The 22404-nt window shown below is 68.6% G+C and carries 19 protein-coding genes and 3 pseudogenes; 12 read left to right on the top strand and 10 right to left on the bottom strand.

Going from position 1 to position 22404, the window contains the following annotated elements; translation table 11 throughout:
- Positions 1 to 186: 186 nt before the first annotated feature.
- A complete protein-coding gene (locus KMS84_RS05695; RefSeq protein WP_256914932.1) occupies positions 187 to 999 on the bottom strand; it encodes an 8-oxoguanine DNA glycosylase OGG fold protein in 813 nt (270 codons plus the stop codon).
- An 86-nt stretch (positions 1000 to 1085) separates the two neighbouring features.
- Positions 1086 to 2396, bottom strand: a complete 1311-nt coding sequence (locus KMS84_RS05690; protein ID WP_256914930.1) for a UDP-glucose dehydrogenase family protein — start codon at positions 2394 to 2396, stop codon at positions 1086 to 1088.
- A gap of 288 nt (positions 2397 to 2684) precedes the next feature.
- On the opposite strand from KMS84_RS05690, the gene KMS84_RS05685 reads away from it, so the two are divergent.
- Both KMS84_RS05685 and KMS84_RS05680 read left to right on the top strand, forming a co-directional pair.
- A complete protein-coding gene (locus KMS84_RS05685; RefSeq protein ID WP_256914929.1) occupies positions 2685 to 2903 on the top strand; it encodes a hypothetical protein in 219 nt (72 codons plus the stop codon).
- The gene (locus KMS84_RS05680) at positions 2900 to 4294 is read left to right on the top strand and encodes a glycosyltransferase (protein ID WP_256914928.1); all 1395 of its coding nucleotides are present in this window, start codon (positions 2900 to 2902) and stop codon (positions 4292 to 4294) included. Before KMS84_RS05685 ends, KMS84_RS05680 begins: the two co-directional genes overlap by 4 nt.
- A gap of 296 nt (positions 4295 to 4590) precedes the next feature.
- Here KMS84_RS05680 and KMS84_RS05675 read toward each other — a convergent pair whose 3' ends face one another.
- Both KMS84_RS05675 and ybiA read right to left on the bottom strand, forming a co-directional pair.
- The gene (locus tag KMS84_RS05675; RefSeq protein WP_256914927.1) at positions 4591 to 5571 is read right to left on the bottom strand and encodes a hypothetical protein; all 981 of its coding nucleotides are present in this window, start codon (positions 5569 to 5571) and stop codon (positions 4591 to 4593) included.
- A 586-nt stretch (positions 5572 to 6157) separates the two neighbouring features.
- Positions 6158 to 6688 (bottom strand): riboflavin biosynthesis intermediates N-glycosidase, encoded by a 531-nt coding sequence (ybiA, locus tag KMS84_RS05670; protein WP_256914926.1) that lies wholly within the window; start codon positions 6686 to 6688, stop codon positions 6158 to 6160.
- A gap of 318 nt (positions 6689 to 7006) precedes the next feature.
- Here ybiA and KMS84_RS05665 point away from each other — a divergent pair, with 318 nt between their 5' ends.
- Complete coding sequence (locus KMS84_RS05665; RefSeq protein WP_256914924.1) at positions 7007 to 7411, top strand: hypothetical protein; 405 nt, start codon at positions 7007 to 7009, stop codon at positions 7409 to 7411.
- A gap of 306 nt (positions 7412 to 7717) precedes the next feature.
- Here the strand turns inward: KMS84_RS05665 and KMS84_RS05660 are convergent, their stop codons facing one another.
- Positions 7718 to 8140, bottom strand: a complete 423-nt coding sequence (locus KMS84_RS05660; protein ID WP_256914923.1) for a hypothetical protein — start codon at positions 8138 to 8140, stop codon at positions 7718 to 7720.
- A gap of 127 nt (positions 8141 to 8267) precedes the next feature.
- Here KMS84_RS05660 and KMS84_RS05655 point away from each other — a divergent pair, with 127 nt between their 5' ends.
- The 4 genes from KMS84_RS05655 (at position 8268) to KMS84_RS05640 (ending at position 15076) form a co-directional block, all read left to right on the top strand.
- On the top strand, positions 8268 to 8669 hold the full coding sequence (locus KMS84_RS05655) for a hypothetical protein (protein ID WP_256914921.1): 402 nt from the start codon (positions 8268 to 8270) through the stop codon (positions 8667 to 8669).
- A gap of 844 nt (positions 8670 to 9513) precedes the next feature.
- Positions 9514 to 12180, top strand: coding sequence for a helix-turn-helix transcriptional regulator (locus KMS84_RS05650; protein ID WP_285893172.1), 2667 nt, complete (start codon positions 9514 to 9516; stop codon positions 12178 to 12180).
- Positions 12181 to 12278: 98 nt separating this feature from the next.
- Entirely contained in the window at positions 12279 to 12893 is a 615-nt protein-coding gene (locus tag KMS84_RS05645; protein WP_256914919.1) for an RICIN domain-containing protein, read from the top strand.
- Between the two features lie 1061 nt (positions 12894 to 13954).
- Complete coding sequence (locus tag KMS84_RS05640) at positions 13955 to 15076, top strand: outer membrane protein assembly factor BamB family protein (protein ID WP_256914918.1); 1122 nt, start codon at positions 13955 to 13957, stop codon at positions 15074 to 15076.
- A 156-nt stretch (positions 15077 to 15232) separates the two neighbouring features.
- Here KMS84_RS05640 and KMS84_RS05635 read toward each other — a convergent pair whose 3' ends face one another.
- Entirely contained in the window at positions 15233 to 15838 is a 606-nt protein-coding gene (locus KMS84_RS05635) for a cadmium resistance transporter (protein ID WP_256914917.1), read from the bottom strand.
- A 773-nt stretch (positions 15839 to 16611) separates the two neighbouring features.
- Here KMS84_RS05635 and KMS84_RS05630 point away from each other — a divergent pair.
- Complete coding sequence (locus KMS84_RS05630; protein ID WP_256914916.1) at positions 16612 to 17013, top strand: TraR/DksA family transcriptional regulator; 402 nt, start codon at positions 16612 to 16614, stop codon at positions 17011 to 17013.
- Between the two features lie 97 nt (positions 17014 to 17110).
- On the opposite strand, the pseudogene KMS84_RS05625 reads toward KMS84_RS05630, so the two are convergent.
- Positions 17111 to 17244: pseudogene (locus tag KMS84_RS05625) on the bottom strand (LexA family protein); the annotation flags it as partial.
- Between the two features lie 443 nt (positions 17245 to 17687).
- Between KMS84_RS05625 and KMS84_RS05620 the strand changes: the two are divergent.
- Positions 17688 to 17908: pseudogene (locus KMS84_RS05620) on the top strand (IS630 family transposase); the annotation flags it as partial.
- A 42-nt stretch (positions 17909 to 17950) separates the two neighbouring features.
- Here KMS84_RS05620 and KMS84_RS05615 read toward each other — a convergent pair.
- The gene (locus KMS84_RS05615) at positions 17951 to 18598 is read right to left on the bottom strand and encodes a hypothetical protein (protein WP_256914915.1); all 648 of its coding nucleotides are present in this window, start codon (positions 18596 to 18598) and stop codon (positions 17951 to 17953) included.
- 93 nt (positions 18599 to 18691) lie between these two features.
- Positions 18692 to 19114: a MerR family transcriptional regulator gene (locus tag KMS84_RS05610; RefSeq protein ID WP_256914913.1), complete on the bottom strand. Its 423-nt coding sequence runs from the start codon at positions 19112 to 19114 to the stop codon at positions 18692 to 18694.
- 70 nt (positions 19115 to 19184) lie between these two features.
- Here KMS84_RS05610 and KMS84_RS05605 point away from each other — a divergent pair, with 70 nt between their 5' ends.
- From KMS84_RS05605 to KMS84_RS05595, 3 genes and pseudogenes are all read left to right on the top strand, one after another.
- Positions 19185 to 20435, top strand: a complete 1251-nt coding sequence (locus KMS84_RS05605) for an MFS transporter (RefSeq protein ID WP_256914912.1) — start codon at positions 19185 to 19187, stop codon at positions 20433 to 20435.
- Positions 20432 to 20841, top strand: a pseudogene (locus KMS84_RS05600) (helix-turn-helix domain-containing protein); the annotation flags it as partial. The gene KMS84_RS05605 and the pseudogene KMS84_RS05600, both read left to right, overlap by 4 nt.
- Positions 20833 to 21366 carry an IS5 family transposase gene (locus KMS84_RS05595; protein ID WP_256914952.1) on the top strand — a complete coding sequence of 178 codons (534 nt, stop codon included), beginning with the start codon at positions 20833 to 20835 and terminating at the stop codon, positions 21364 to 21366. The pseudogene KMS84_RS05600 and the gene KMS84_RS05595, both read left to right, overlap by 9 nt.
- Positions 21367 to 21429: 63 nt before the next feature.
- Here the strand turns inward: KMS84_RS05595 and KMS84_RS05590 are convergent, their stop codons facing one another.
- Complete coding sequence (locus KMS84_RS05590) at positions 21430 to 22374, bottom strand: LLM class flavin-dependent oxidoreductase (protein ID WP_256914911.1); 945 nt, start codon at positions 22372 to 22374, stop codon at positions 21430 to 21432.
- Between the last annotated feature and the right edge of the window lie 30 nt (positions 22375 to 22404).

The raw sequence follows: 22404 nt of genomic DNA, 5'->3' as shown, positions 1-22404 counted from the left end.
CGATCGACTACAGAATGAAAGGTAGGTGAGAGCATGTCATCACCGGACCGATGCGCCGGGTAAACCACCCGCGCGTATTCTCTCGAGGTTCTGGGCGACGGTGAGTGCGCCGGGCGGCCACCCTGCGACGGTGACGGCCCTGCCGCAGACGGACCGCCTTCCGTCTCCCTCTTGCCGGCTGTGCCGTCAACCGGATTCCTGCCATGGGGTGGTGAACAGGGCGTGTTCGAGCAGGTCGGGTGGTGCGTCTGACGGCCAGATGTCGCGCGCGGCCAGTTGGCGGGCTGCGGCGTGCATGAAGGAGAGGTAGACCGCGTAGCGGTGTGGTGACCAGTTGCTGTCGCGCCAGACCCGTGCGGCGATCGAGCCGTCGGGATCGTGACCGGTGGTCTGGCCGACGGTGTGGGCCAGGAACCGCAGACGCCGGGCCAGAACGCGGTCGAGGATGAGCGGCTGGGGGCCGGTTGCCGACGGGACCGCCTTGCCTGCGAAGTAAAGGAACTTGGTGAAGAACGACGGACCGAACCCGGGAACGACGCGCTGAAGTCCCGCGTAAGCAGCTCGTGCGCCGTGCTTGCTCAACGTGACGACCGCACGGGCCAGCGCCGCATCCAGCCCTTGCGCGGCCAGGATCTTGTGCAGGATGGCCGGACCGCTCCCGCCGGGAGTACCGCGCTTGCCCTTGCCCCACACGTAGGTCGCCACCAGGGCTTCCCTGAACGCCTCACGCCGCAGCGCGTCCGCGACGGCCGAGGCCACCTCCGCCCGACTGACTGCGGCGTCGCTGCCGCAGGAAGTGGGGGCCAGCGCCGAAGGCCACGGAGCGATCTGCGTCCACCGACCGGGGGTGCAGCGCACCGTGTGCGCCCCGGGCGTCCCGTCCGCACAAGCCGACGCGTTCTCGTTCCACCAGCGGCCCAGTGCCCACACGGCGGCATCGGGCAGCAACGACGCGGCCATCTCCCGGTCCACCGCATCCGCGCATTCCTGTCTCTTCATGTTCCGGCCTCCCAAGGCAGTGCCCTGACCGGCGTCTGCCGTCATCCGAATCGTCAGGCAACCGCGTGCGACGGTTCGGGCGCGGTTCACCGAGTGGGTCGGCGGGTGGCTCGTCCGACGGTCAGGCAGGTGTAGCCCGCGTGGGCCATGGCGTCGGGATCCAGGAGGTTGCGTCCGTCGAAGAGCACGGCGGTACGCATGAGGTGTTGCGCGGTTTCCCAGTCGGTGTCGAGGAGCTCGGGCCATTCGGTGACGATGATGGCCGCGTCGGCGCCGGTGAGGGCCTCGGTGACGGTGTTTCGGCGTTCGGCCTGGTTCCAGGGCTCGGTGTCTGCGGGGCGGGCCATGGGGTCCCAGCAGGTGAGTGTGGCGCCTTCGGCGAGCAGGCGTGAGGCGAGCACGGTGCTGGGGGCCTCGCGCATGTCGTCGGTGCCGGCTTTGAAGGTCATGCCGAGCAGGGCGATGTGTTTGTCGCGCAGGGTGCCGAGTTCGGTCTTGAGGCGTTGGACGGCGCGGCGGGGCTGGAGGTCGTTGACTTCGATGACGGCGTTGAGGAGTTGGAAGGAGTAGCCGGAGTTGCTGGCCATGGCGCGCAGTGCGCGGGAGTCCTTGGGGAAGCAGGATCCGCCGTAGCCGAGGCCGGCGTTGAGGAAGTGGCGGCCCAGTCGGTGGTCGAGGCCGACGGCGTCGGCGACGCGGGTGACGTCGGCGCCGGTCGCTTCGCACACGGTGGCGATCTCGTTGATGAAGGTGATCTTTGTGGCGAGGAGGGCGTTGGACGCGAGCTTGACCATCTCCGCGGAGGCGACGTCCATGGTCTGCACGGGACCGTCGATGCCGGCGTGCAGGTCTGTCAGCAGCTGGGCGGTCGCAGGGTCGTCGGTGCCGATGACGAGCCGGTCGGGGTGGAGGAAGTCGGCGACGGCCCGGCCCTCGGCGGTGAATTCGGGGTTGGAGGCGTAGCCGACGTGGCTCAGGCCGGCATCGTCCAGGGCGGTGCGCACGCGGGCGCCGGTGCCGACGGGGACGGTCGACTTCACCACGACCGCGGCGAGATGGGCCGCGCCGCGGAGGCTGTCGATGACGGACCACACGCGTGACAGGTCTGCGTCGCCGGATGCGGTGGGTGGTGTGTCGACGCAGATGTAGGCGATGTGGGCGTCGTTGACGGCTTCGGCCGCGTCGAGCGTGAAGGTCAGCAACTCCTTGTGCTCGGCCAGTAGTTCTCCGAGCCCCGGTTCGTAGATGGGCACGTCTCCCGCCTGGAGCAGGCGGATGCGTTCGCTCTGGATGTCGCGGACGGTGACCCGGTGGCCCAGGTGGGCGAAGCAGGCGGCGGTGACGAGACCGATGTAGCCGGCTCCGAAGACGGCGATGTTGCGGGCGCTGCCCTGCATCACTGTGGCTCCAATGCTGTCGGGAGACGCCGCGAAAGGGGGCTGCCTCGAGGTGTGGGGATGGCGCGAAGTGCTTGGAGGCCACGCTGATGGACCGTTACGTGTCGCCTGCAGGCTGTTGGCACAGAAGGAAGGATACGGCCGTGATCAAGCCTTCCACCTGCGGTGATTCATTCGTGATCTTCCAGCGATGAAGTATCGCCTTCAAGTAGTTGCATGCTATACACATCTCTTACAGGATCTTCACATGGCCTGATCTCTACGGTTTCTCGTCTCCTTGGGGGAGCTATGTCCGGACACGGACAGCTTGCACAGACCGGCATGCCGGCCATCGTCATCGGCGGCATCACCTATCCGCTGGGAGGCTGGATGGTCGCGGCCGCAGTCGCCGTGGTGCTCGGCGCCATCCTCGTCGTGCGCTTCCGCTACCGCAGCGGACTGACGGCCGGTCAGGCCGGCGCCAGCCGCACCGGCACGTCGAAGAATCGTTTCCTCGGCCGCCGGTGAACAACGACCACGCCGCAGGACCGGTGCTGAGCGCCCATCAGCACCGGTCCGTCACGGTCCTCATGGGGATCGTCGTCATGCTCGCGGCTGCCGCCTGGGCCGGCTACCACGCACTCAGCGCCTTCACGCGCACCGGACACAGCCAGAACCGGCTGACCGTCGTGTGGGCCTCCCTCTTCCTGATCTTCCTGCTCCAGACGTTCATGTACCACCTCGAACGCCCGCGGCCGCTCACCTCGCGCATCGCACGCCAACTCGACGAACTCCACGTCGCCATCCTCGTACCCGTCTACAACGAGGACCCCGGCTACCTCCGCCTCGGCCTGGAGTCCTTCCTGCGCCAGACCCGCAGGCCCGACGGCGTCCACATCGTCGACGACGGCTCCACCAACACCCACTACGCCGAGGTACGCCGGTGGTGGGAAGAAGCCGCCCAACACGCCGGTATCACCACCACCTGGCAGCGCGTGCCCAACGCCGGCAAGCGCCACGCCCAGGCGCACGCCGTCCGCGTCAGCCCCGAGGCGGACATCTACGTCACCTGCGACAGCGACAGCTGCTTTGCACCCGCAGCCCTCGAACAGGCCCTCATCCCGTTCGCCCGCCCGCGCGTGCAGTCCGTGGCCGGCATCGTCATCGCCACCAACAACCGCGCGAACTGGCTTGTACGGATCACCGACCTCTGGTTCGTCGTCTGCCAGCTCGTCGACCGCTCCGGCCAGTCGGCCGTCGGCGCCGTCATGGTCAACTCCGGCCCCCTCGCGGCCTACCGAGCGGGCATCATCCGCGACAACCTCGACGGCTACCTCAACGAGACCTTCATGGGACGACCCGTGAACTTCTCCGACGACAGCATGCTCACCCTCTACGCCCAAGAACGCGGCCTGACCGTCCAGCAGCCCTCGGCGATCTGCTTCACCGCCATGCCGGAGAAATGGTCCCACTTCAACCGCATGTACCTGCGCTGGATGCGCGGCTCCACCATCCGCTCCATATGGAGAATGCGCTACCTCAGCCCCGCCCGCCCCGCATTCTGGCTGCACACCATGCGCTGGATCCAGATGGTCCTCACCCAGATGGTCACCCTGTGGATGCTCGCCGTCGAACCCCTCGCCTACGGCAACCCCCCACCCAAGAGCATGCTCGTCGTCCCCTTCCTCATCGGCTGGGCACAAGGACTTCGCTACCTCAGCATCATCCGCTCCGACGAACGCATCCGCTCCCGCGCCCTGACATGGCTCGCCATGCCGGCCGCCATCCTCCTGGCCTGGACCGTGCTGCGCTGGCTGCGCTGGTACGGCATCGCCACCTGCGCCAAAACCGGCTGGGGGACCCGCCAGAACGGAGCCGAAGTCTCGCTCGCCGAGACACCCACCACCGTCCCAGCCTGACCACCACGCCCCTCCTGCCATGACCTGGCACAAGGAGCAGCGCGCGAGCCTCGGCCAGGACAGCAGTAGCCGCAGCATGCTCTGCCCCCGGCCTGAGAGCCTGACTTTCCGATCAGGCCGTGGGGTGTTGGTGGGCCCGGAGCCAGGGGAACACTCTGCCTCGCACCAGGGCCGGTGTGGCTTCCCGGGGCTCGGTGAGCGCGGGCCCGTCGCTCACCCGCAGCAGCCCCGTCTATGAGGCGGATCTCGTCGAGTGGATCGGACGCGGTCATCGCCGTGCAGGGCTCGATCGAGCTTCAGGTCGCATACCGCCCTCGTGCAGTGGGCGGTTCGGCGGTGCCGACGTCCAGAACCGTCACGCCCAGCACGGCCGTCGGCTCGACACTGACCTCAAGCAGCACCCGCGTCATGATGACGGAGAAGCCGGAACTCGTGTGCTCCTCCCCGCGGAACCTCCAGCGAATCCGGCTGGGCACCCACAGCCTGTCGTCGACCTGATAGGCCCGAGGTCTGCCGAGCCAGCCGTCAAGGGCCAGGGGGCCGGTGTCGCGCACGGGAAAGTCCGGGGCGAAAGGTCGCACAGGCCCCGTGATCAGAGCCCGCACCTGCTGCGCAACCGCAGCCGACTGCACCAGACGGTCCATGTCCTGGGCGTTGACGGCCACTTTGGTACCCCATCGCCTCAACAGCGCGGGAATACCGTCCCGCATGAGACCGAGGAACAGTGATCGGTCCGTGCCCAGACGCTGTTCTGCCTCTGCACGCAGATCGGGGTGAAACGCGCCGCGCGCGGCGAAGGCCTGGTTACCAGAGAGAAACCAGAGCATCTGGTTGCGGTCTTCGAAAGCGGCGAGCAGGGTCAGCCAGACCACGGTGTCCCGGATGCCGTGGCCTTCGGCCTTGCCGACGTCGCCGTCGACCGATGCGGCTCGGGCGGGGAGACGGCGTTCGGCCACCCGGTCCAAGGCCTCCGCCGCGGCGCCTTCGGGCGTCGGCAGAATCGTGAAGTACGAATGAAGAGCCTCACGTCGGCGGCGGGCAGCGTCATCCGACGAACTCCCTGCCGACTGCCGAGCCGCGAAGTGGTGGCGCGCGAGGTGCTCGATCGCCACCGTCTGGGGCACCGCGAGGGTGTGCCCGCGCAGGTTGGCCATCGTGTGCAGCATCCTGAACACGCCGCCGTCAGGGAAGTCGGCCAGTTCAAGCCGGTCGGTGTCGAGGACGATCAGTGCTCCTCGGTCCGTGTCGGGCAGATATGAGTTGGTCATGCGCCGCATCGATCAGATCCCCTTCCCTGTCGCGGTCGCGGCCCGTTCTCCACCCCGCCAGCTCGGTCTGTGGGCTGGTCGGCTCGCTGTGTAGTCGTACAGGCAGACTTCCGGTGCCTCGTTACGGCTGCGGAGCATGCAAGCCCTGGTCGGCGCGGGGGGCGAGATATTGCAGGGGGGTCTTGTCCCGGTCGGCGCGGATCCCGGCACTGCCTGCGGGTAGTGGGAGGTGCTTTCACGACAACCGGCCGGGGAGTCATTGGGTGTCTCGCACGATAACCCCGTCGGCCGAAACGGTCTCAGGCCCGCACACTTCCATGGTGGAACTCGGTAGCAAGTTCCGTGGTTCCACGTAGCGGCGGTCACCGCGCCCGCTGCGAAATGTCCCGACTCGCGTGATGTCCTCGCTATGTCAGGTGGCCTTTCGGGATTCGCTGCTGGTGTCGGTCCCGTTGTACCTGAACTCTACTTCCCTCATCGGGGAGAGATCAGTACCCGTTGACACCACGCACCGCCCGGTTGCCCAAGCGGTGGACCGTAGATGGCTGACGGGCGGATCTCTCAGCGAGGCTGCGGGACGTCACCCGCAAGGGAGTCAGGAAACGGTGGCCGGCAAAGTCGCCGCGTAGATGCTGCCGAGGTCGTCATCGCCTTCAGGTCGGCCATCACTGTCGCGGGCCTCGGCAAGTTCGGCGCGGAGACGGCTGCGAGTGCGCATCAGGATCTTCCCGAGCATGTTCTTGCCCGTCCCGGTCCTGCCACGACCCCAGTAATGATCGGCAGCGGTGTCCTCGACGATCCCATCGTCACCGGTGGACAGCAGAACCTCACAGATGTCGCCATGAGTACGGAACTTGGTCGCCACAGCGCGGCGCATGACGTCGTCCTTGACCCGCTCCCAGTCCCTCCGCAGAGGTTTGGACGCATCACGGCCCAGTTCGGCCGCCCGCAGCGGCGTGCGAGCACGCCGGACGAGATCGGCATGGCGGGTGCCCGCGAACTTCTGCGCCTGGAAGTAGTGCTCCGCAGTGGGCCACCACAGGCCGTCAAGGTCGAAGCCGTGATCGGAGAAGTTCGAGAAGCATCCGTAAGGGACCTCGTCGGCACCGTAGAAGTAGATCGTCACAAGGACCTCGCGGGAGTGGCTTAAACCCTCACAGTGTCAGAAGCACTCCTGCCGTGCGACCTGGTTTTCTGACCCGGCCCGGAACTGCGTGGGCCCACGCGCGCACCCCTGGCGCGGATGACGTCCGGTGGGCTGGGGCCACGCACACGCTCACCCGGCCGCTCGCGGCCGCGCCGGCTGCGGCGTTTGGTGCTAGCACATCGAGTGCTTCGTTGTCTTTTGCTTCGACCAGCGTCGAAAAGCATGGTTGGTCCCAGTGGCTCAGTGCCACGATGGCCGGGTCCACCAACGGGGGTGGCAGTACGGGAAGGACACACGATGAAGCGCATTCTTGCCTCGCTCGGCGCCGCAGCGGTGCTGGCGGCCAGCGCGGTCGCCCTGACGCCGACGAGCGCGTCGGCGGCGAGCGGCTGCTGGGGGAACGCGGGCCAGAAGACCGGACCCGGCGGCCAGACGTACAGCACCCGCTACTGCCACAACTACCAGGGGAACACCGTCGGACAGGGCAACCGGCTCACCGGCTACCTGTACGCCGGTGACAACTGGTTCGTCTGCCAGACGCAGGGGGGCGACAACGTGCCGGTCGGCAACGCCCGTAACAACTGGTGGCTGTTCACTCAAGGCGATGAGGCCTACGACGACGGAGGCTGGGGCTGGTTCCCGGCCAACAAGGTCTCGGGCGGCAACAACTACGAGCCCATCCCGGGTCTCAACATCTGCTGACGCCCGACTGACGGCGGGGTTCCGGCTTCCTCGGAGGAGGGCCGGAGCCCCGTCTCTGTTTTGCGCCATGCCGTTGTGTCGTCCGGAGGCCGCGCCCCAGACGCGTTCGGGAGCGTAGTTGAGACCAGGGGGAGCGGAGAAGGCCGGACAGCCGTGACAGGAGACGAGCGAGTGGCCGGTGGTCGGCTCCGTCCGGCCGGGAGGGCGAGGCCGTCCGCGGTGAGCCGCTGTCCCCTCTCCTAGCTGGTGCAGGCAAGGGCGTTGCCGGCTCCTGCCCGGTACAGCGCGCCGGTCTGGATCGTCCGCTTACAGAGTCGGGCAGGTGCCGCCGGTCACAGAGAAGAGCGCCGGAAAACCCCTTTTCGAAGCTGCCAGGTTGAGAAGGCCGACGAGTTGGTTAGCGGTGGTGGCTGCCTCGGCCGTTCCTGGCGCCAGGAGGGTCATCGACTGCCAGGGTCGGCCGTTGTACAGGAAACAGAACGGGAACGGAAAAAGTTGAATTCCGAAATCAACAGACACCGCGTTCGGCATCGAGAGCGTGGCGACGGCGGTGTGGCCCGTGGCCTGGTTGTGCTCCTCCGCGGCTGTGGTCCCATCCGCTTCGGCTGCCAAATCCTGGGCCACCTGGGTTTGCTCCTCGGGACACCAGGCGCCCCAGACCGGTGACAATTCAAGGGAGTCCGCGACGAGCTCGTCGAGCGTGGGCGTCAGATCCGTGTCTTCTCCCATGGCCGTTCAACTTTCATTCGAAGCGACACGACGCAGATATTCACACCTCACTATGGACCTGAATGGGCCGTGTTGCGACTCCGGGCAGGTTGCCGGAGTCTGGAATTGAGGCGAGGAGGCGTGAACCATGGCGACAGTCTCAGGTGGCTCTCAGACGTTCAATGTGACGGTCCTTCAGGTTTCCGGTACCAATTCCACGGGGCTGGGAAGCTCGTTCAATGTCGGAAGCCTCTCTCCCGTTACGGACACGGCCCTCGCCACTCCCGGGGTGAAGCTCACCGTGGACGTTCAGGCCGAGAACACCAAGGGCGTTGCCAACTCGCTCACCGTTGCCGTGACCGACCCGTCGGGAAGCAACGGCTTCTTCGGCGAGGGCACGATCACTTGGGAGGACGGCGACTCCGGCGTCGCCTGGATCGAGTTCACAGGCTTCCCCCTCCAAGGCGACCAGGTGACTGAAACGGGAGAATGCGGGCTGTCACTGCAGACCTCGACCGAGGACGTGGGCGTGCGGGTGTTCACCCTGTGAGCGCGCCAGTTTCGCCGAGTTGAACGCGCGTGCCGTCGTCATGGAGGCGGGAACGTCCACGTCTGCCAGTCGTCGCACCGCCCTGAGGAATCTCATGGCGCTTCCCCGAACTGGACGCGGCTGCCGGGAATGTCCACGGCTTCGGCGAGAACCTCACCGCGCGCCTTGGCGCGACATTCCCGACCTGGATCGCCGCCGTCGCCGCCAGCCAGCTACCTAGTCTCACCAACTTCGCACTCCGCTCGACGCCCACAAGACGTCGGCAGGTGCGACAGCCCGCCGGCTGTCGGGCGCCCACGTCCTGGTGACGACGGCGGTGCGCACGCGCGCGCCCGCGTGCTGAGCGAGAAAACCGCCGGCGAAGAGGCTTCGTTATCGGAAGGCACGAACACGCAGCCGGGACCCGGGCAGCACCTCCTCAATCCCTGCGGTGTTTCCCGGGACCTTACCTTCCTCCCACCGCACGGCGACCTGACCGTCGGCCAGGGGAGGGCGGGGGCCGTGCGGGCGGTGGCGCCGCGGTCCCGCACGAACCCGCAGCGTCCAGTGCTGGCAGCGCAGCACGCTGCCGCGCCGGACCAAGGTGAGGGAACGGACGTAGCCGCCCATCTCAGAGGCACCACCAACCATGCGCCCTCACGACGTTGCTCGCGGGGGATTCCAGGCACCGGGCACGCTGCCGACTGCCGACTGCGGTGCATGCGGTGGCGCTCACCCTGGACGGCCTTGAACACCTCTGGTTGAACGCCTCTGCCCGGAAAGCCGGTTGGCCGTGCGGCAGGTGGCTTCCTACGGTGGTCCGACGGGGTGTTTCGTGCGTCATGTCGTTCCGGGGGGAACTGTGATGCGGTATCGGGTCGGACGTTGGCCGTTGGTGGGACGCGAGCGGGAACTCCAGGAGTTCGCCGGGGCGTCGCAGGACCCGAGGTGTCGAGGTTTCCTCGTTTGCGGGGCCGCAGGGGTCGGCAAGTCGCGACTGGCCGAAGAGTGTTTGGAGTGGGTCGCGGCGGGCGGTTCCCAGGTGGGACGGGCCACTGCGTCTGCTGCTGCCGCCGCCGTCCCGCTGGGCGCGATCGCGCATCTGCTGCCCGCGGGCGTGGACTTGGCCGACCCGGTCACGGGGTTCGCCGCGGTCGCCGAAAAACTGGGCCAGGGGGACCGGCCGCGGGTGCTGTTCGTCGACGACCTGCACTGGCTGGACTCCTCCTCCGCGGTGCTGCTGCGGCAGCTGATGGACGCCGGCGCCGTCCAGCTGCTCGGCACGGTCCGCACCGGCGAGCCGTACGGCGAGGCAGTCGCGGCACTCACCGGCGGGGACTCGGTGCGCCGGGTCGACCTGGGAGTGCTGAACTCCGCGCGGGTCGGAGAGCTGCTGGCGGCCGCGCTCGGTCGACCTGTCGCCCGCCACACGGTGCACGAACTGACGGCTGCCAGCGGCGGCAATGTGCTGTACCTGCGCGAGCTGGTCCTCGGCGCCCTGGCCGCCGGAGACCTCACCGAGGACGGGGAGATCTGGCAGCTGCGCGAGGGCCGGCTGTCCGGCACTGCCCGACTGGCCGAGGTGATCGGAGCGCGGCTGACAGGCGTCGGCCTCGCCGGACGGACCGTCCTGGAGCTGCTGGCGCTGTGCGAGCCGTTGGCGCTCGCCGACGCCGAGTCCGTCGCCACTCCCCACACGATGGCGGCCTTGGAGGGGGCCGGGCTGATTCGCGTCGCCCAGGACCGCAGGCGCACGTCCGTGTCCTTGGCCCACCCTCTGTACGGAGAGGTTTTGCGGGCGGGAGTGCCCGTGCTGCGCCGCCGGGCCCTGCTGCTGGATCAGGCGGTGCGCGCCGAGGCCCGTGGTGCCCGTCGGCGCGGCGACCCGCTGCGGATCGCCACCTGGCGGCTGGCGGCCACTGGCACCGCCGACCCGGCGCTGCTCACCCAGGCCGCTGTGCTCGCCCGACATGCCCACGACTATGCCCAGGCCGTGGCGCTCCTCCAGGCCGTGCCCGAGGACCGGCACACCACCGCCACCCGCTCGATGCTCGGCGACGCCTACTTCGAGATGGGCCGCTGGGCAGATGCCGAGAAGGTGCTCGCCCGCGCCGACCAGCTCGCCGACGGCGAACGCGAGACGCTGGCGGTCGCCCTCGTCCGTACGACGAACCTGCTGTGGAGCAATGCCCCCGTCGCCGAGGCGCTCGCCGCCAACGACGCGGCCCTGGCCAGGATCACCAACCCGGCGGACCGCCGCAAACTCAAGATCAACGAGGGTTTCATGCGGATCGTGGCCGGGCTGCCTGCCCAGGGGCTGACCCTGCTGGAGGACCTGGAGACGGATGTCGACGACGCCTGCGACGTCGACGCCTGGCTGCGCGGTGCCTGGATGAAGCCCGCCGGCCTGGCTCTCGTCGGCCGCACCGACGAGGCCGTCGTATGGGCGGAGCGTGCCCACGCCGTGCACCGCCGGGTCGACGAGAAGGCTTTGGCCTCTCACCCCGCCTTCCAGCGCATCCCGCTCGTCCTCGCGCTCACCGAGGCGGGTCGCCCTGCGGAAGCCCGCCGCACGGGTGAATCGGCCTACGCCGAACTCGTCGTCGCCGACTCGGTGGTGCGCGTGTGGGTCGCGGTCCTCCTCGGCCGCACGGAATGGCTGTCGGGCCGGCCGGTGACCGCACGCCGCTGGTGGGCCGAGGCTGCGGCGCTGGCGCGAACCTTTGACCATGCCATGGCCCTGCGCCTGGTCTTGTCCGGGCTCGCAGCCTGCGCTGCCGTACAGGGCGAACTCGAAGCGGCCGAGGTGGCGTTGGCGGAACTGAGGAGGTTACCCACTCCCGAGCCGGGCCTGCTGTCCGCCGGTGAGGAATGCCTCGGCCAGGCCTGGCTGTTGGCCGCCCGAGGCGAGCTGGGGGAGGCCCGCACGGTGCTCATGGCCGCCGCCTGCACCGCACGTGCCACCGGCCACGCAACCGGAGAGGCGCTGCTGCTGACCGACGTGGCCCGGCTCGGCGGAGCCCGCCAGGTCATGGGCCGGCTCACCGAACTGGCACGCGCCTGCGACGGCGAACTCCTGCCGGCCCGTGCACAACTGGCCCAGGCGCTGGCCGCCGACCATCCTGAACGGCTGCTGCGGGCCGCCGACGCGTGCGAGGCCGTCGGCGCCTACCTGCTCACCGCCGAGGCGGCGACCGCCGCCGCTGCCGCCTGGCACCGGGACCGCGAACCCCGCCGGGCCGCAGCCGCCGCGCGCAGAGCCGCCACTGCGGCGGCCCGCTGCGAGGGCGCGCGTACCCCACTGCTGATGACCGCCCGCGCCGTCGCGGCACTCACCGCCCGCGAGCGCGAGATCGCCCTGCTCGCGGCGGTCGGCAACGCCAGCCTCGACATCGCCCGGGCCCTCACTCTTTCGGTCCGCACGGTCGACAACCACCTCCACCGCGCCTACGCCAAGCTCGGCGTCACGACCCGTCGCGAACTCGCCCGAACCCTGGGACAGCACACGTCTCCCGCCCATCCGCAGGGCTGAGTAACGGCTACTCAAGCCGGGCGCAGACATGAGCGGCACCCTCGTTCGTGGACACAACGACCACGAGTTACGGAGACACGGGGATGGAAGAGTCAAGGATGGAAGAGACGACAACACCACGGACGAAGACGACGGCTGGGACGACGGGACCGAAGGACGCGCCGCAGGCGGACCGGAGCCGTCGCGGACGAAGAATCCTGGGGGGCGCCGCGCTGACCTCGGCGCTGGCCGCCGCCGCACTGCTGGCGCCGGCCGGCGCCGCCCAGGCCGGGCCCGCCGCCGCGCCGACGATCGTGGCCCAGCGGGTCGTCACCATCACCCAGGCGGACACGAACCGCTTCCTGGACGCGCACGAGATCGAGAGTCTCGACTACCGGGTGGTCACCCGCCCGTTCCAGAACAACAGCACACAGCACTGGCTGCTGACCGACCTGAGCAACGGCCTCTCGACGATCCAGCAGATGAGCAACGGCCGCTACCTCGACGCCTACCAGGGTTCCGGCGACGACTTCCGGGTCGTCACCCGAACCGCCGAGAACGACCCGACCCAGGCTTGGGTCATCCTGCCGTCCACCAACGGCACCTACACGATCCAGGAGGCCAGCAACAGCCGCTACCTCGACGCCTATGAACTGCCCTCCCAGGACTACCAGGTCGTCACCCGGCCGTGGAAGAACGCGGACGAGGAGCGCTGGCGGATCGTCAACGTCTGACACCTGACGCTGGCGTCGGAGGCCGTGATCGATGATCTCCGACGCCGGCAGGTGGGCCGGTCGGCGGTAGGCGTCCGTTTCGTGACAGGGGCCGAGCGAACGTCGTACGCCCCGCTCATGGGCCGGCATCGGCGTCGCGTTCTCAGGCATCGTGCTCGTCGCTCGGCGCAGCGTGGGTAGGCGTCGGCGGCTGCGAGTGCGCCGAGGGCCTGCTCGACGTTCCCGGCGATCTGCCGGGCTGGCTCGTGTGGCGCAGGATCTGCGCGCACACACCTGTCGAGTGGGTGGAGGGGCTGTGAGACGGAGGCCATGTTCGGCCGGCGCGTCTGCAGACACTCCGCCGCGGTGCTGGATCCGGCCCGGGAGCGGCGGGTGGCCGATGGTGGGGGAAGATTCACGTTCGTCTGACCGCGGGAGCGTGATCAGGTCAGAATCGGGGGGAGGGGGGGAACAGGCAGCGGTGTGGCCTTTCATCCCACGCTGAGGGCGCGAGCGACTCGCTTGTCGTTGCCGGTGTGCGGGGGACCGTCCCTGCGAGTTAGTAGTCAATGAGCAGCGTCCTCCATGGATTCGAAGGCGTCAAGGGCGCAGTCGTGTCTGTGATTCTTAGGCCGATCCTCGTGAGGGTCCACGGTGAGACCGCCTAGCTGCCAGCAGATGACCATGGAGACGAATCCCAGCGCTCTGCTGCTCGAACTCGCGTCCCAAGTTCGGCGTGTGAGCGGTCGTCATCAGTGCGTGCGCGGTAACCCCTTGCATGATGCGCGGCGACGGCTCTCGCTCCGCGCGGTGGTTCTCCGCCGCGCAATTCGCTCCCAGGCGACAACAAGGCCCAGACGCAGCTGTGTTGAGAGGTGCATGTGATGTTTGCGTGGGGGTAATGGGTGGTGGTCACCCTGACCGGGTGGCTTGTGACCAGGGGGTATGTCATGAAGGCAGCAATGCGCCGTTCCGGTGGGAGGCTTGGGGTCGTCTGCGTCACCGCCGTCACGCTGTTGACGTTTTCCGGTTCGCCGCAGGCGGCCGCTCCGGTGCCGGGGCGGACGGCTACCGCGGCCGAGGTGACGGACGCGACGCTCGGCTATCGGGCCGACAGCCGAGCCGACGGTTTCGTCGCGGGGGCCACGGCGGCCCCGCCTTACAAGAAGCTGTGGTCCCGGGACTTTGGGACGGTCGTCTCGGCGCCTGTGGCGGTCGGGGACAAGGTGTATGCGGTGGTGAACGCGGACGACGGCACCGAGGGCGGCCCGCGCATGATGCTCGTCGGGGTCCAGGCCGACACCGGCAAGGACCTGTGGCCGGCCGTCTCCCTGGAGCAGAATGAGCCTCAAGCCGGCGTGTCGTACGGGGGCGGTCTGCTGTACACGCAGACGGCGCGCGGCACGATCGCGGCGTGGGACCCGGCTACCGGGCGGCAGAAATGGTCGGTGACCCTCGACTCGGCGTCCATGCAGTACCCGCCTGTCTGGTACGACGGCCTGCTCTACCTGCAGGACGGTCGTGGCACTGCGTTGGCGCTGCGTGCCGACACAGGCGCCCGGGTGTGGACGGCGCCCCTGTCGGAGTACTCCTGGGCCCCGACCGTCGTCGACGCCTCGGGCGTGTGGATTGGCTTCGACGGCATCGGCTGGCACCACCTCGCCCTCAAGACCGGCGCCGAAGTGCACCGCTTCGAGGTTCCCGACGTCTCGGGCGCGTACGGCAATCCCGTCGTACTGGGGGCCGGCGCGTCCTGGATGCGCAGCAGCGACAGCGATGACGAGACGGTCACCGCCTACGACCAGAAGAGCGGCCGAGCCGTGCGGAAGCTGCCCGCGGACGCTACGCCGGTGTTCGGCCCGGGCCGCGTGTACCTCGCCTATCACGGCACGGTCAGGGCGCTGAGCACCAGCACGTACAAGGCGGCCTGGACGTACACCAGTTCTGTGGGGGCTGCCACGGTGCGCTTGGTGGCCAACGGCTACGTGTATGTCGAGGACGCCGACGGACGCCTTGCCGTCCTCGACCAGAAGACCGGCAAGCTCGCCTGGTCGTACCGGCGTTACCCCGCGCCGCCGCCCATGTCGAACATCGTCGCCGAGGAGGACTGGCGCGGCTTCGTCGTCCCCGGGATCGCCACCTCCAAGGGCCGTCTCTTCGTGCCCGGAGCCGACGGCACGCTGATCGCCTTCGGCAAGGGATAAGACGGCGCGCTTCCTTCGCCCGGCCCCAGCCCGGAACGCTGCGGCTGGGGCGGCGGTTTGCCTCCAAGCGGGAGAGGGGCCGCACTTGTGTAGCCGTGCGGGAGGCATCCGGGGAGCGTGAGGGATTCGTACGGGTCCCGGGGAAGGCTGCCCGGGTTACAGGCCGAAGGCGCCGCCCCCGGTGAGGATGAGCAGGCCGATGGCGATCAGGACCAAGGGCAGCAGGATGTGGCCCCAGCGGGCGAGGGCCGTGGCGATGACAGGCCGGGTTGCGAAGAACTTGCCTGCGAAGCACCACACGGCTACGAGCGTGAGGAACACCGCGACGTACACGGTCATTGCGCCGGCGCCGGCGGTGGCGAAGACGGGCACGTAGACGCCGATGTTGTCGCCGCCGTTGGCGAAGGTGACGGCCGCGACCTCCAGCGGGCGCGGCCCGCCCTGTTCGGCTGGCTTCCCCTCATCGTCCTGGTTCCCGTCCCGGTGGCCCTTCCAGGCGTGCCAGGCGGCCTTGAGACCCAAGGCCAGCGGCAGCAGACCGAGGTAGGGAATGGCTGACTCGGGCAGGAAGGTGGCGCCGAACGCGGCGGCCACCGCCGCGGCGAGGATCGCGCCGAAGCCCAGGTATTGGCCCAGCACGATTCGGTGCGTGGAGCCGGGGTGGACAGCGCCCTGGGCGAAGAACAGCGCCAGGATCACGATGTCGTCGATGTTGGTGACGGCGAACAGGCCGGCCGCCTGCCCGATGATGCCCAGTTCCACGTGTAGCCGTTCCCCCTCTACTCGGGTGTCCCGGTGACGCTACCGGGAGCCCGAACCATGACGACCACCTGGTCGAAGGCCGATGCTGTCCCTCCTGTGAACATCGAACGTGAAGGGAGTGGGGCATAGAGTTCAACCGAGGCTGCCGCGAGCGCTCACGGCGCAATTCCACAGGAGTTGAGCGGGAGCCGGTTGTCGTGAACGAAGCCAGGAGGTCGACGCCGTCGATCAGCGCGGTGTCCACCGGTCACTCGGCGCCGGGCCCGGCATCCCGCTGTGTGTCACCGGCCAGCGGACGTGAACCGCTCTCCAGCGCCCGGTGACAGGTTCGATCATGCCGATGGGTGGTCAGGCTCGCCCCCTGCCGAGGCTCCCCAGCCATGGAGATGGGGGCGTCAATGACTGGACCACTGCCCTGAGCAGCCTCCATCTCGGCTGACCACGGCGCCCCGCCCGTGGGTGGTGCACTCGCCGCACGCCTGACGCATTTCCGAAGGCGGTGCTCAGTTCCGACCCCTGTGGCACTGTGGGGTGCCGGGCCCGTCGCCTTCCCCCGTGGCGACGGGCCCGGACCGGCGTCAAGGCATGATGCAACCGCGGACCGGAGCATGGCCTCGCACTCGTCCAGCTTGGGATTTGCCAGCGCCCACAGCTCCTACTGACGGAGCAGTTCTTGCAACAGGAAGCGACGCCCCCCAGCGTCACCTCCCGAAGGTGAAGAGCAGCGGGGTGCGGACGGGGAATACGGAATCATGAATGAGCGTTGGTCCAGCATGGGACACGTACCCCGGCAGGGCCACGACGAGTCCGGTCCGTCCCCCTTCTCGACCGCCCGTGCCCGCCTCGAGGCCGACCGCGCGGACACCCTGGCTCGGGCGGCTGCACTGAGCCGCGACTTCGATGCGATTGTCGCGTCGAACGCCTTGGTCGCGGTAGACGATGAGCACGATCCCGAAGGTGGCACCACCGCCTTCGAGCGAGCTCACGTGGTCGCCCTGCTGGGGCAGGCGCGCCAGCACCTGGAAGATGTGGACCGGGCGCTGGAACGACTCGAACGGGGGGAGTACGGGCAGTGCGAAGTCTGCGGCAGAACGATCCCGCCCGAACGTCTCGAGATCCGTCCGGCAGCGACCACCTGTGTCCACTGCGCCCGGTCTGACCCACGTCGCGCTTGACGCCAGCCAGTGTCTGGGCATTCAACGACGGTTCCGCTGCTTCGGTTGCCTACAGTGACGGAAAGGTCTGAGGTGGCCCCGCAGAGAGCTGGGTTAGTTGGTCGGAGCCGCGGACCTCGTACGCGCGCGGCAGTGCGGGTCGCGGCGCGGGAAGCCCTTGCATTCCAGTGCCATCAGCTGGTGCGTGACCGCCGAGGTGCTGGTGAGGCCGGCTGCCTGCCCGGGCTCCCGCCGCTTCATTGTGTGCCCGATATGCGTTCGTGGCGTCCTCATGGACGAACTCGCTGGTGCAACAGGCGCAGACTTCGGACAGGTGTGACAGCCGCGCGAGATGCATGGATCGCGGCCGGCTGTCCCTGGCGCGGCGCGCAGCTGGTCGTCAGCGAGCTGGCCACCAGGACTCCCCGTCGTGGTCGTCGACTGCGGTGATCGGGATGAAGATGCGTGCGGCGACGTCCAGGAGCATCCGGAGCGCCTCCGGGCCCATTCCGTCGATGGCCGCGCAGGCGGCGTCGATGCCTGCATCGCCCGGATGTAGGCGAAGCCGTCGGCGACGTCCTCCGGCTTCATCGGGCGAGCGGCCTGGTGACGGTGTTCTCGGGCATGACGGTTCCTACCGTCATGTCACGACCGTGGAGACGTGCTCGCTCATGGTGGTCAAGCGGTCCGGGGTCCCGGGCGAGGCCCACTTCGGGCCACTACGGCAGTTCACCGTCGCCAACTCCCACCACTCCCACCACACCGTCCAGACCTGGGCCCTGCATGCCTACCTGCGCTGGCGCAACGCCAACGCCCGGCACCCCGACGTGCTGGCGGCCAAGCGCCGCGGCGAGCTCGCATCCGCAGTGAGAAGGGACTGCGCTGGGGCGGACGCCGACTCACGACGGCGTCCTGACCGCCCACCTGATGGACCTCCGCTGGCGGAGGCATCCCGAATCTATGACCGAGGCGTGCCGTCCCAGCGCCACGTGGTCAGACGAGGGTGTCCCGGCAGTACGGCACGGCCGGTGGCCCACAGCAGGGTGGGCCAGGGATCCGTGGTCGAGGGGGCATCCGGAAACAGCCGGGTGAGCACGCGCGAGCACAGATCGGCGGGCGGCGCCAAGGCGAGCCCGAGGCCCTCGGCCAGGTCATGGGTGTGCACCAAGGTCTCCACGATCCCCATCGCGGCGAAGCCCTCGGGGTCCGAAACCCCGAAGACATGGTGGGCGCGAAGCTGCGAAGGCACCGTCCGCACCATGGCCATCAGCAGCGCACCGCTCGCCTCCAGCACCTGCAGCAGTCCAGCAGATCCCGCCGCACGGTCTGCGTGCACAGCGTTCGCAGGGCCGCCGGGCCTTCGGCCTTCCCACACGAAGGGCACATCACCCTCCACAGGCGGCTCCTTGGGCCTCAGTTGGACGGCATAGGCGAAGAGATCGTCGCTGAGATGCTCGACGGTCTCCCAGCAATCCCACTCCAGCGAGCCGGCCCCGCTGTCCCAGGCTTCCGAGGGCGCCTCCCGGAGAGTGCTGACGGCGAGCTGGACTGCTTGCTCAAGGTCGTCCGCGGTGACCGGCAGTGGTTCGGCAGTTGATCGGGGCATGGCATGAACCGTAGGGCGAGTGCCGAGAACTTCCTTCACGAGCTGACTCGGACGCGGCGAACCTTCCCGGTCGGAGCACTGGCTGTTGCAGGGTCATGACGTTGCTGACGCCGACGGGGAGTTCGGTGCTCCGTGAGAGCTGCCAGGCGCCAGCGCTCGGCATCGCCCGACTTCAATCAGGTACTCGCTCATCGCATCACGGTTGCGGGTGAGTACGTCGATCCGCTCGGTGAGCCGGTCCCGCTCGGCGGCGAGCAAGGCCAGCATCTCCGGTGTTGCATCTGGAAAGTGGATCGATCGAGGTTTGTCCAGACACGGAAGGATCTGCTTGATGATGCGAGTGGGCAGCCCCGCATCCAGCAGGCCACGGATTTGGTTGACCCGGTCCACGTAGCGATCGTCATACTCCCGATACCCGTTCGCGCCCCGGTCCGGGACAATCAGCCCCTGCTCCTCGTAGTAGCGAAGTAGCCGACGAGACGCACCCGTCAGTCCGGACAATTCACCGATCCTCACACCCGCCGAAGCTACTCGGCGCACATCGACTTGACCATCACACCTATGTGAAGGTTTCAAGATTCGGTCCATGACCACCACGTCTTCTGACACACAGTCTCGTACGCGACGAGTCGGCCTGCCATGGTCGGCGCTGTTGGCACTGGGGACTGCCGTCTTCATCACGAGCTTGACGGAGACTCTGCCTGCCGGTGTGCTCCCCCAGATGTCGGCCTCACTGGGCACCAGTTCAGGTGCTACCGGCCAGGCCGTCACCGTCTATGCGGCCGGTACGGCGTTGACCGCGATCCCGCTCGCCACGGCGACAGCATCTGTTCCGCGGAAGCCACTGCTGCTCGGCGCCATGGCCGTCTTCCTGGTGGCCAACACGCTGACTGGGGCTGCACCGGGATACGTCGTCATGCTTGTGGGCCGGTTCCTCGCCGGCGTGGCCGCGGGCCTGGCGTGGGCGATCCTCGCCGGCTATGCCCGTCGTATCGCACCCGCCGGCATGGAAGGGCGCGCCATCGCAGTGGCGATGACCGGGATCCCCGCGGCGTTGTCCTTGGGAGTTCCGGCCGGCACGCTGATCGGTGAACAGGTGGGGTGGCGGGCGGCGTTTGGCGCTGTCTCCCTGGTCACTCTTGCCGTGATCGGCTGGATCAGCGTGTCCGTCCCCGGCGTGGGACGACCCGCCGTCGAACAGGCTGACACCAACCGTTCGGACCCCGCACCAGAATCAGCGAAGTCGCCCCTGCGGCAGACCCTGGCGGTGCCTGGTGTCGCGCCGATTCTGCTCACGGTCACGACGTTCGTCCTCGGGCACACGATCATCTATGCCTACATCGCTCCCTACCTCCAGCACGCCGGGCTCGGGTCAGCGACCGACGCGGTTCTCCTTGCTTTCGGTGTCGCGTGCCTGGTGGGTATTTGGTACGTCGGACGCCATGTCGACCGCCGACTGCGGACTCTGATGGTCACCGGTGCGCTGCTGTTCACGCTCGCCACCGCAGCTCTTGCCGTCACCACAACACACGTGGTCGTTTGGGTCGCCGCTGTTCTTTGGGGCCTGGGGTGGGGCGGCGCGCCGACCTTGCTGCAAACCGCAGCCGGACAAGCCGGAATGCGACGCAGCAGCGCTGCCGCTGACACCGCGCTAGCCGCCCTCGTCACCCTCTGGAACGCCGGGATGGCCTTTGGTGGCATCATCGGTGGCCTCCTGCTGCAAAACTCGGGCGTCCCTGTGGTCGCCGTGTCAGCCGCCGCCCTCGGAGCAGTCAGCCTGCTCATCGTCACCGGGGCCCGACACCACGCATTCCGCAACGCTCAGGCCACGCCATGACCCACGCCGACGCGCCCCTGAATGGTGAAGGGCGCGGGCGTCCGGTCAAACGTTGCCGCACTCGGCCCATCGCGCTCGTCGCCGCAGATATGGGAATCCTCCCGGGCGACCGCATCGAAGTGGGTCGATCGCCACCGCCACCACGGCGAGCTTGGGCTACACGACTCAAGCTCGACGCCAGTTCGCCAACCGGCTGCTACCGCGCCCGACATGGTGGTGAGAATCGAGAAGATGCGGCGTACCGACAAGTGGTCAGCGGCACGCATCGCCCACGAACTCGCAGCAGATGAGACCCGAAGTCTCCCGACGTATGATCAGCCGTCACCTGGCCGACCGCGGACTCGACAGGCGCAAGCTCATCGACCCGAGCGGCGACACCAACCGTGAACCACAGAGGATCGTCGCCTGTGACGGCCGCGGCCGTCCTCTCGCCGTCCTGGTCACCCCGGGCCGGCGACACGACAGCATCTGCGCACGCCCTCTTCCGGAACGGATCCGCGTCCCTCGCACCGGTCTGGGCCGACCACGCAGCCGTCCCGACCACGTCATCGCAGACAAGGCCTACAGCTCGCGCGGCTTCCGCGCCTACCTGCGAAAACGCGGCATCGCGCACACCATCCCGGAGAAGACCGACCAGCGACGGCACCGCAGCAATTGTGGCCGTAGCGGCGGGCGGCCGCCCCGGTTCGACCGAGAGACCTACCGCCGACGCAACGTCATTGAGCGCTGCTTCAACCGGCTCACGGGCTTTCGCGGCATCGCCACCAGCTACGAGGAGACCGCCTCTTCCTTCGAAGCGGCGGTCACACTCGCGTCATTCCTGCTCTGGGCAAGATCCGTTGGAAGACGGCCCCTGGACGGGCGGCAGCAACCGAGTTGGCTGCTTGATCGGACATCGCACGTGGGGGCAGTGCTGTGCGTCTCACGGTGAGGGGGTGACGGTGCACGTGGTCAAGCCGGTTGCTGATGTGTGGCGCACCGGCTCTTGCGGTTGTCAGGTCTTGGGGGTTCCCGGCAGTGCCGGGGGTGGGGATTGCTTTGTGACGGCTTCGCGTACGGCTGGGGCGATCTCGGTGGCCCAGCGGCCGACGGAGACGGGGTCCGGCGTTCCGCCGTGGGGCGAGAAGAGCGTGAAGCCCGCGGCGCCGTGTTTCAGCACGGCGCCGGTGAGTTCCTCGGTCCACTGGCCGGGGGAGCCGCCGAGCCAGCGGCCGTCACGGTCGCGCGTGGCGGGCAGGGGTTGGTCGGTGATGCGTCCGGGCAGGTTGAAGACGGTGCGGATCTCGCTCGGGTCTCGGCCCACGGCTGCTGCGGCCTCGTCGATGACCGGCCGCGAAGTGCGGTAGCGCTCGCTCTGCCAGTCGGCGGCGTGGCCGGGGATCCAGCCGTCGGCGACCCGGCCGGTGGCGGCCAGGGATCTGGGGCCGACAGAGCCGGTCCACACTGCGGGTGCGGCCACGGGGGCCGGTTCGATGTCGTTCACCTGGTAGTGGCGGCCTTGGTGGGTGACCGGTGGGCCGCCTTCGGACAGCTTCTTGACCAGGATGATGGCCTCTTCGAAGGCTTCCACGGCCTCGGCCGGTGTCAGGCGCGGCACGCCCATGTCGGCGATTCGGTCCCACAGCCCGCCGGCGCCCATGCCGAGCACGATGCGGCCGCCGGAGAGCGCGGACAGCGTCGTCACGGTGCGGGCGAGCATGGCCGGCGGCCGGGTCGGCAGGTTGGTGACGTTGGCGAAGCCCGCGATGTTGTGTGTGCGGCCGAGGATGAAGCCGATGGCGGCGTAGGCGTCCAGGCGCTCCCCGATGTGGGGGTGGTCGGACAGCGAGAAGTGGTCGAGCCCGTCGCGGTCGGCCTGTTGCGTCATGCGCAGCAGCTCGGTCGTGTCATCGACGACGCTGTGCGCGCCGAAGCCGAAGACCACTGGTGTTACGGACAATGCTCTGCCTTTCGTTCGATGCGGTGGTGA

This window comes from Streptomyces hilarionis (genome assembly GCF_024539675.1).
GTDB classification, from domain to species: Bacteria; Actinomycetota; Actinomycetes; order Streptomycetales; family Streptomycetaceae; genus Streptomyces; species Streptomyces hilarionis.
Note: the sequence above shows the minus strand (reverse complement) of the source record. Positions and strands in the feature narration are given on the sequence as shown.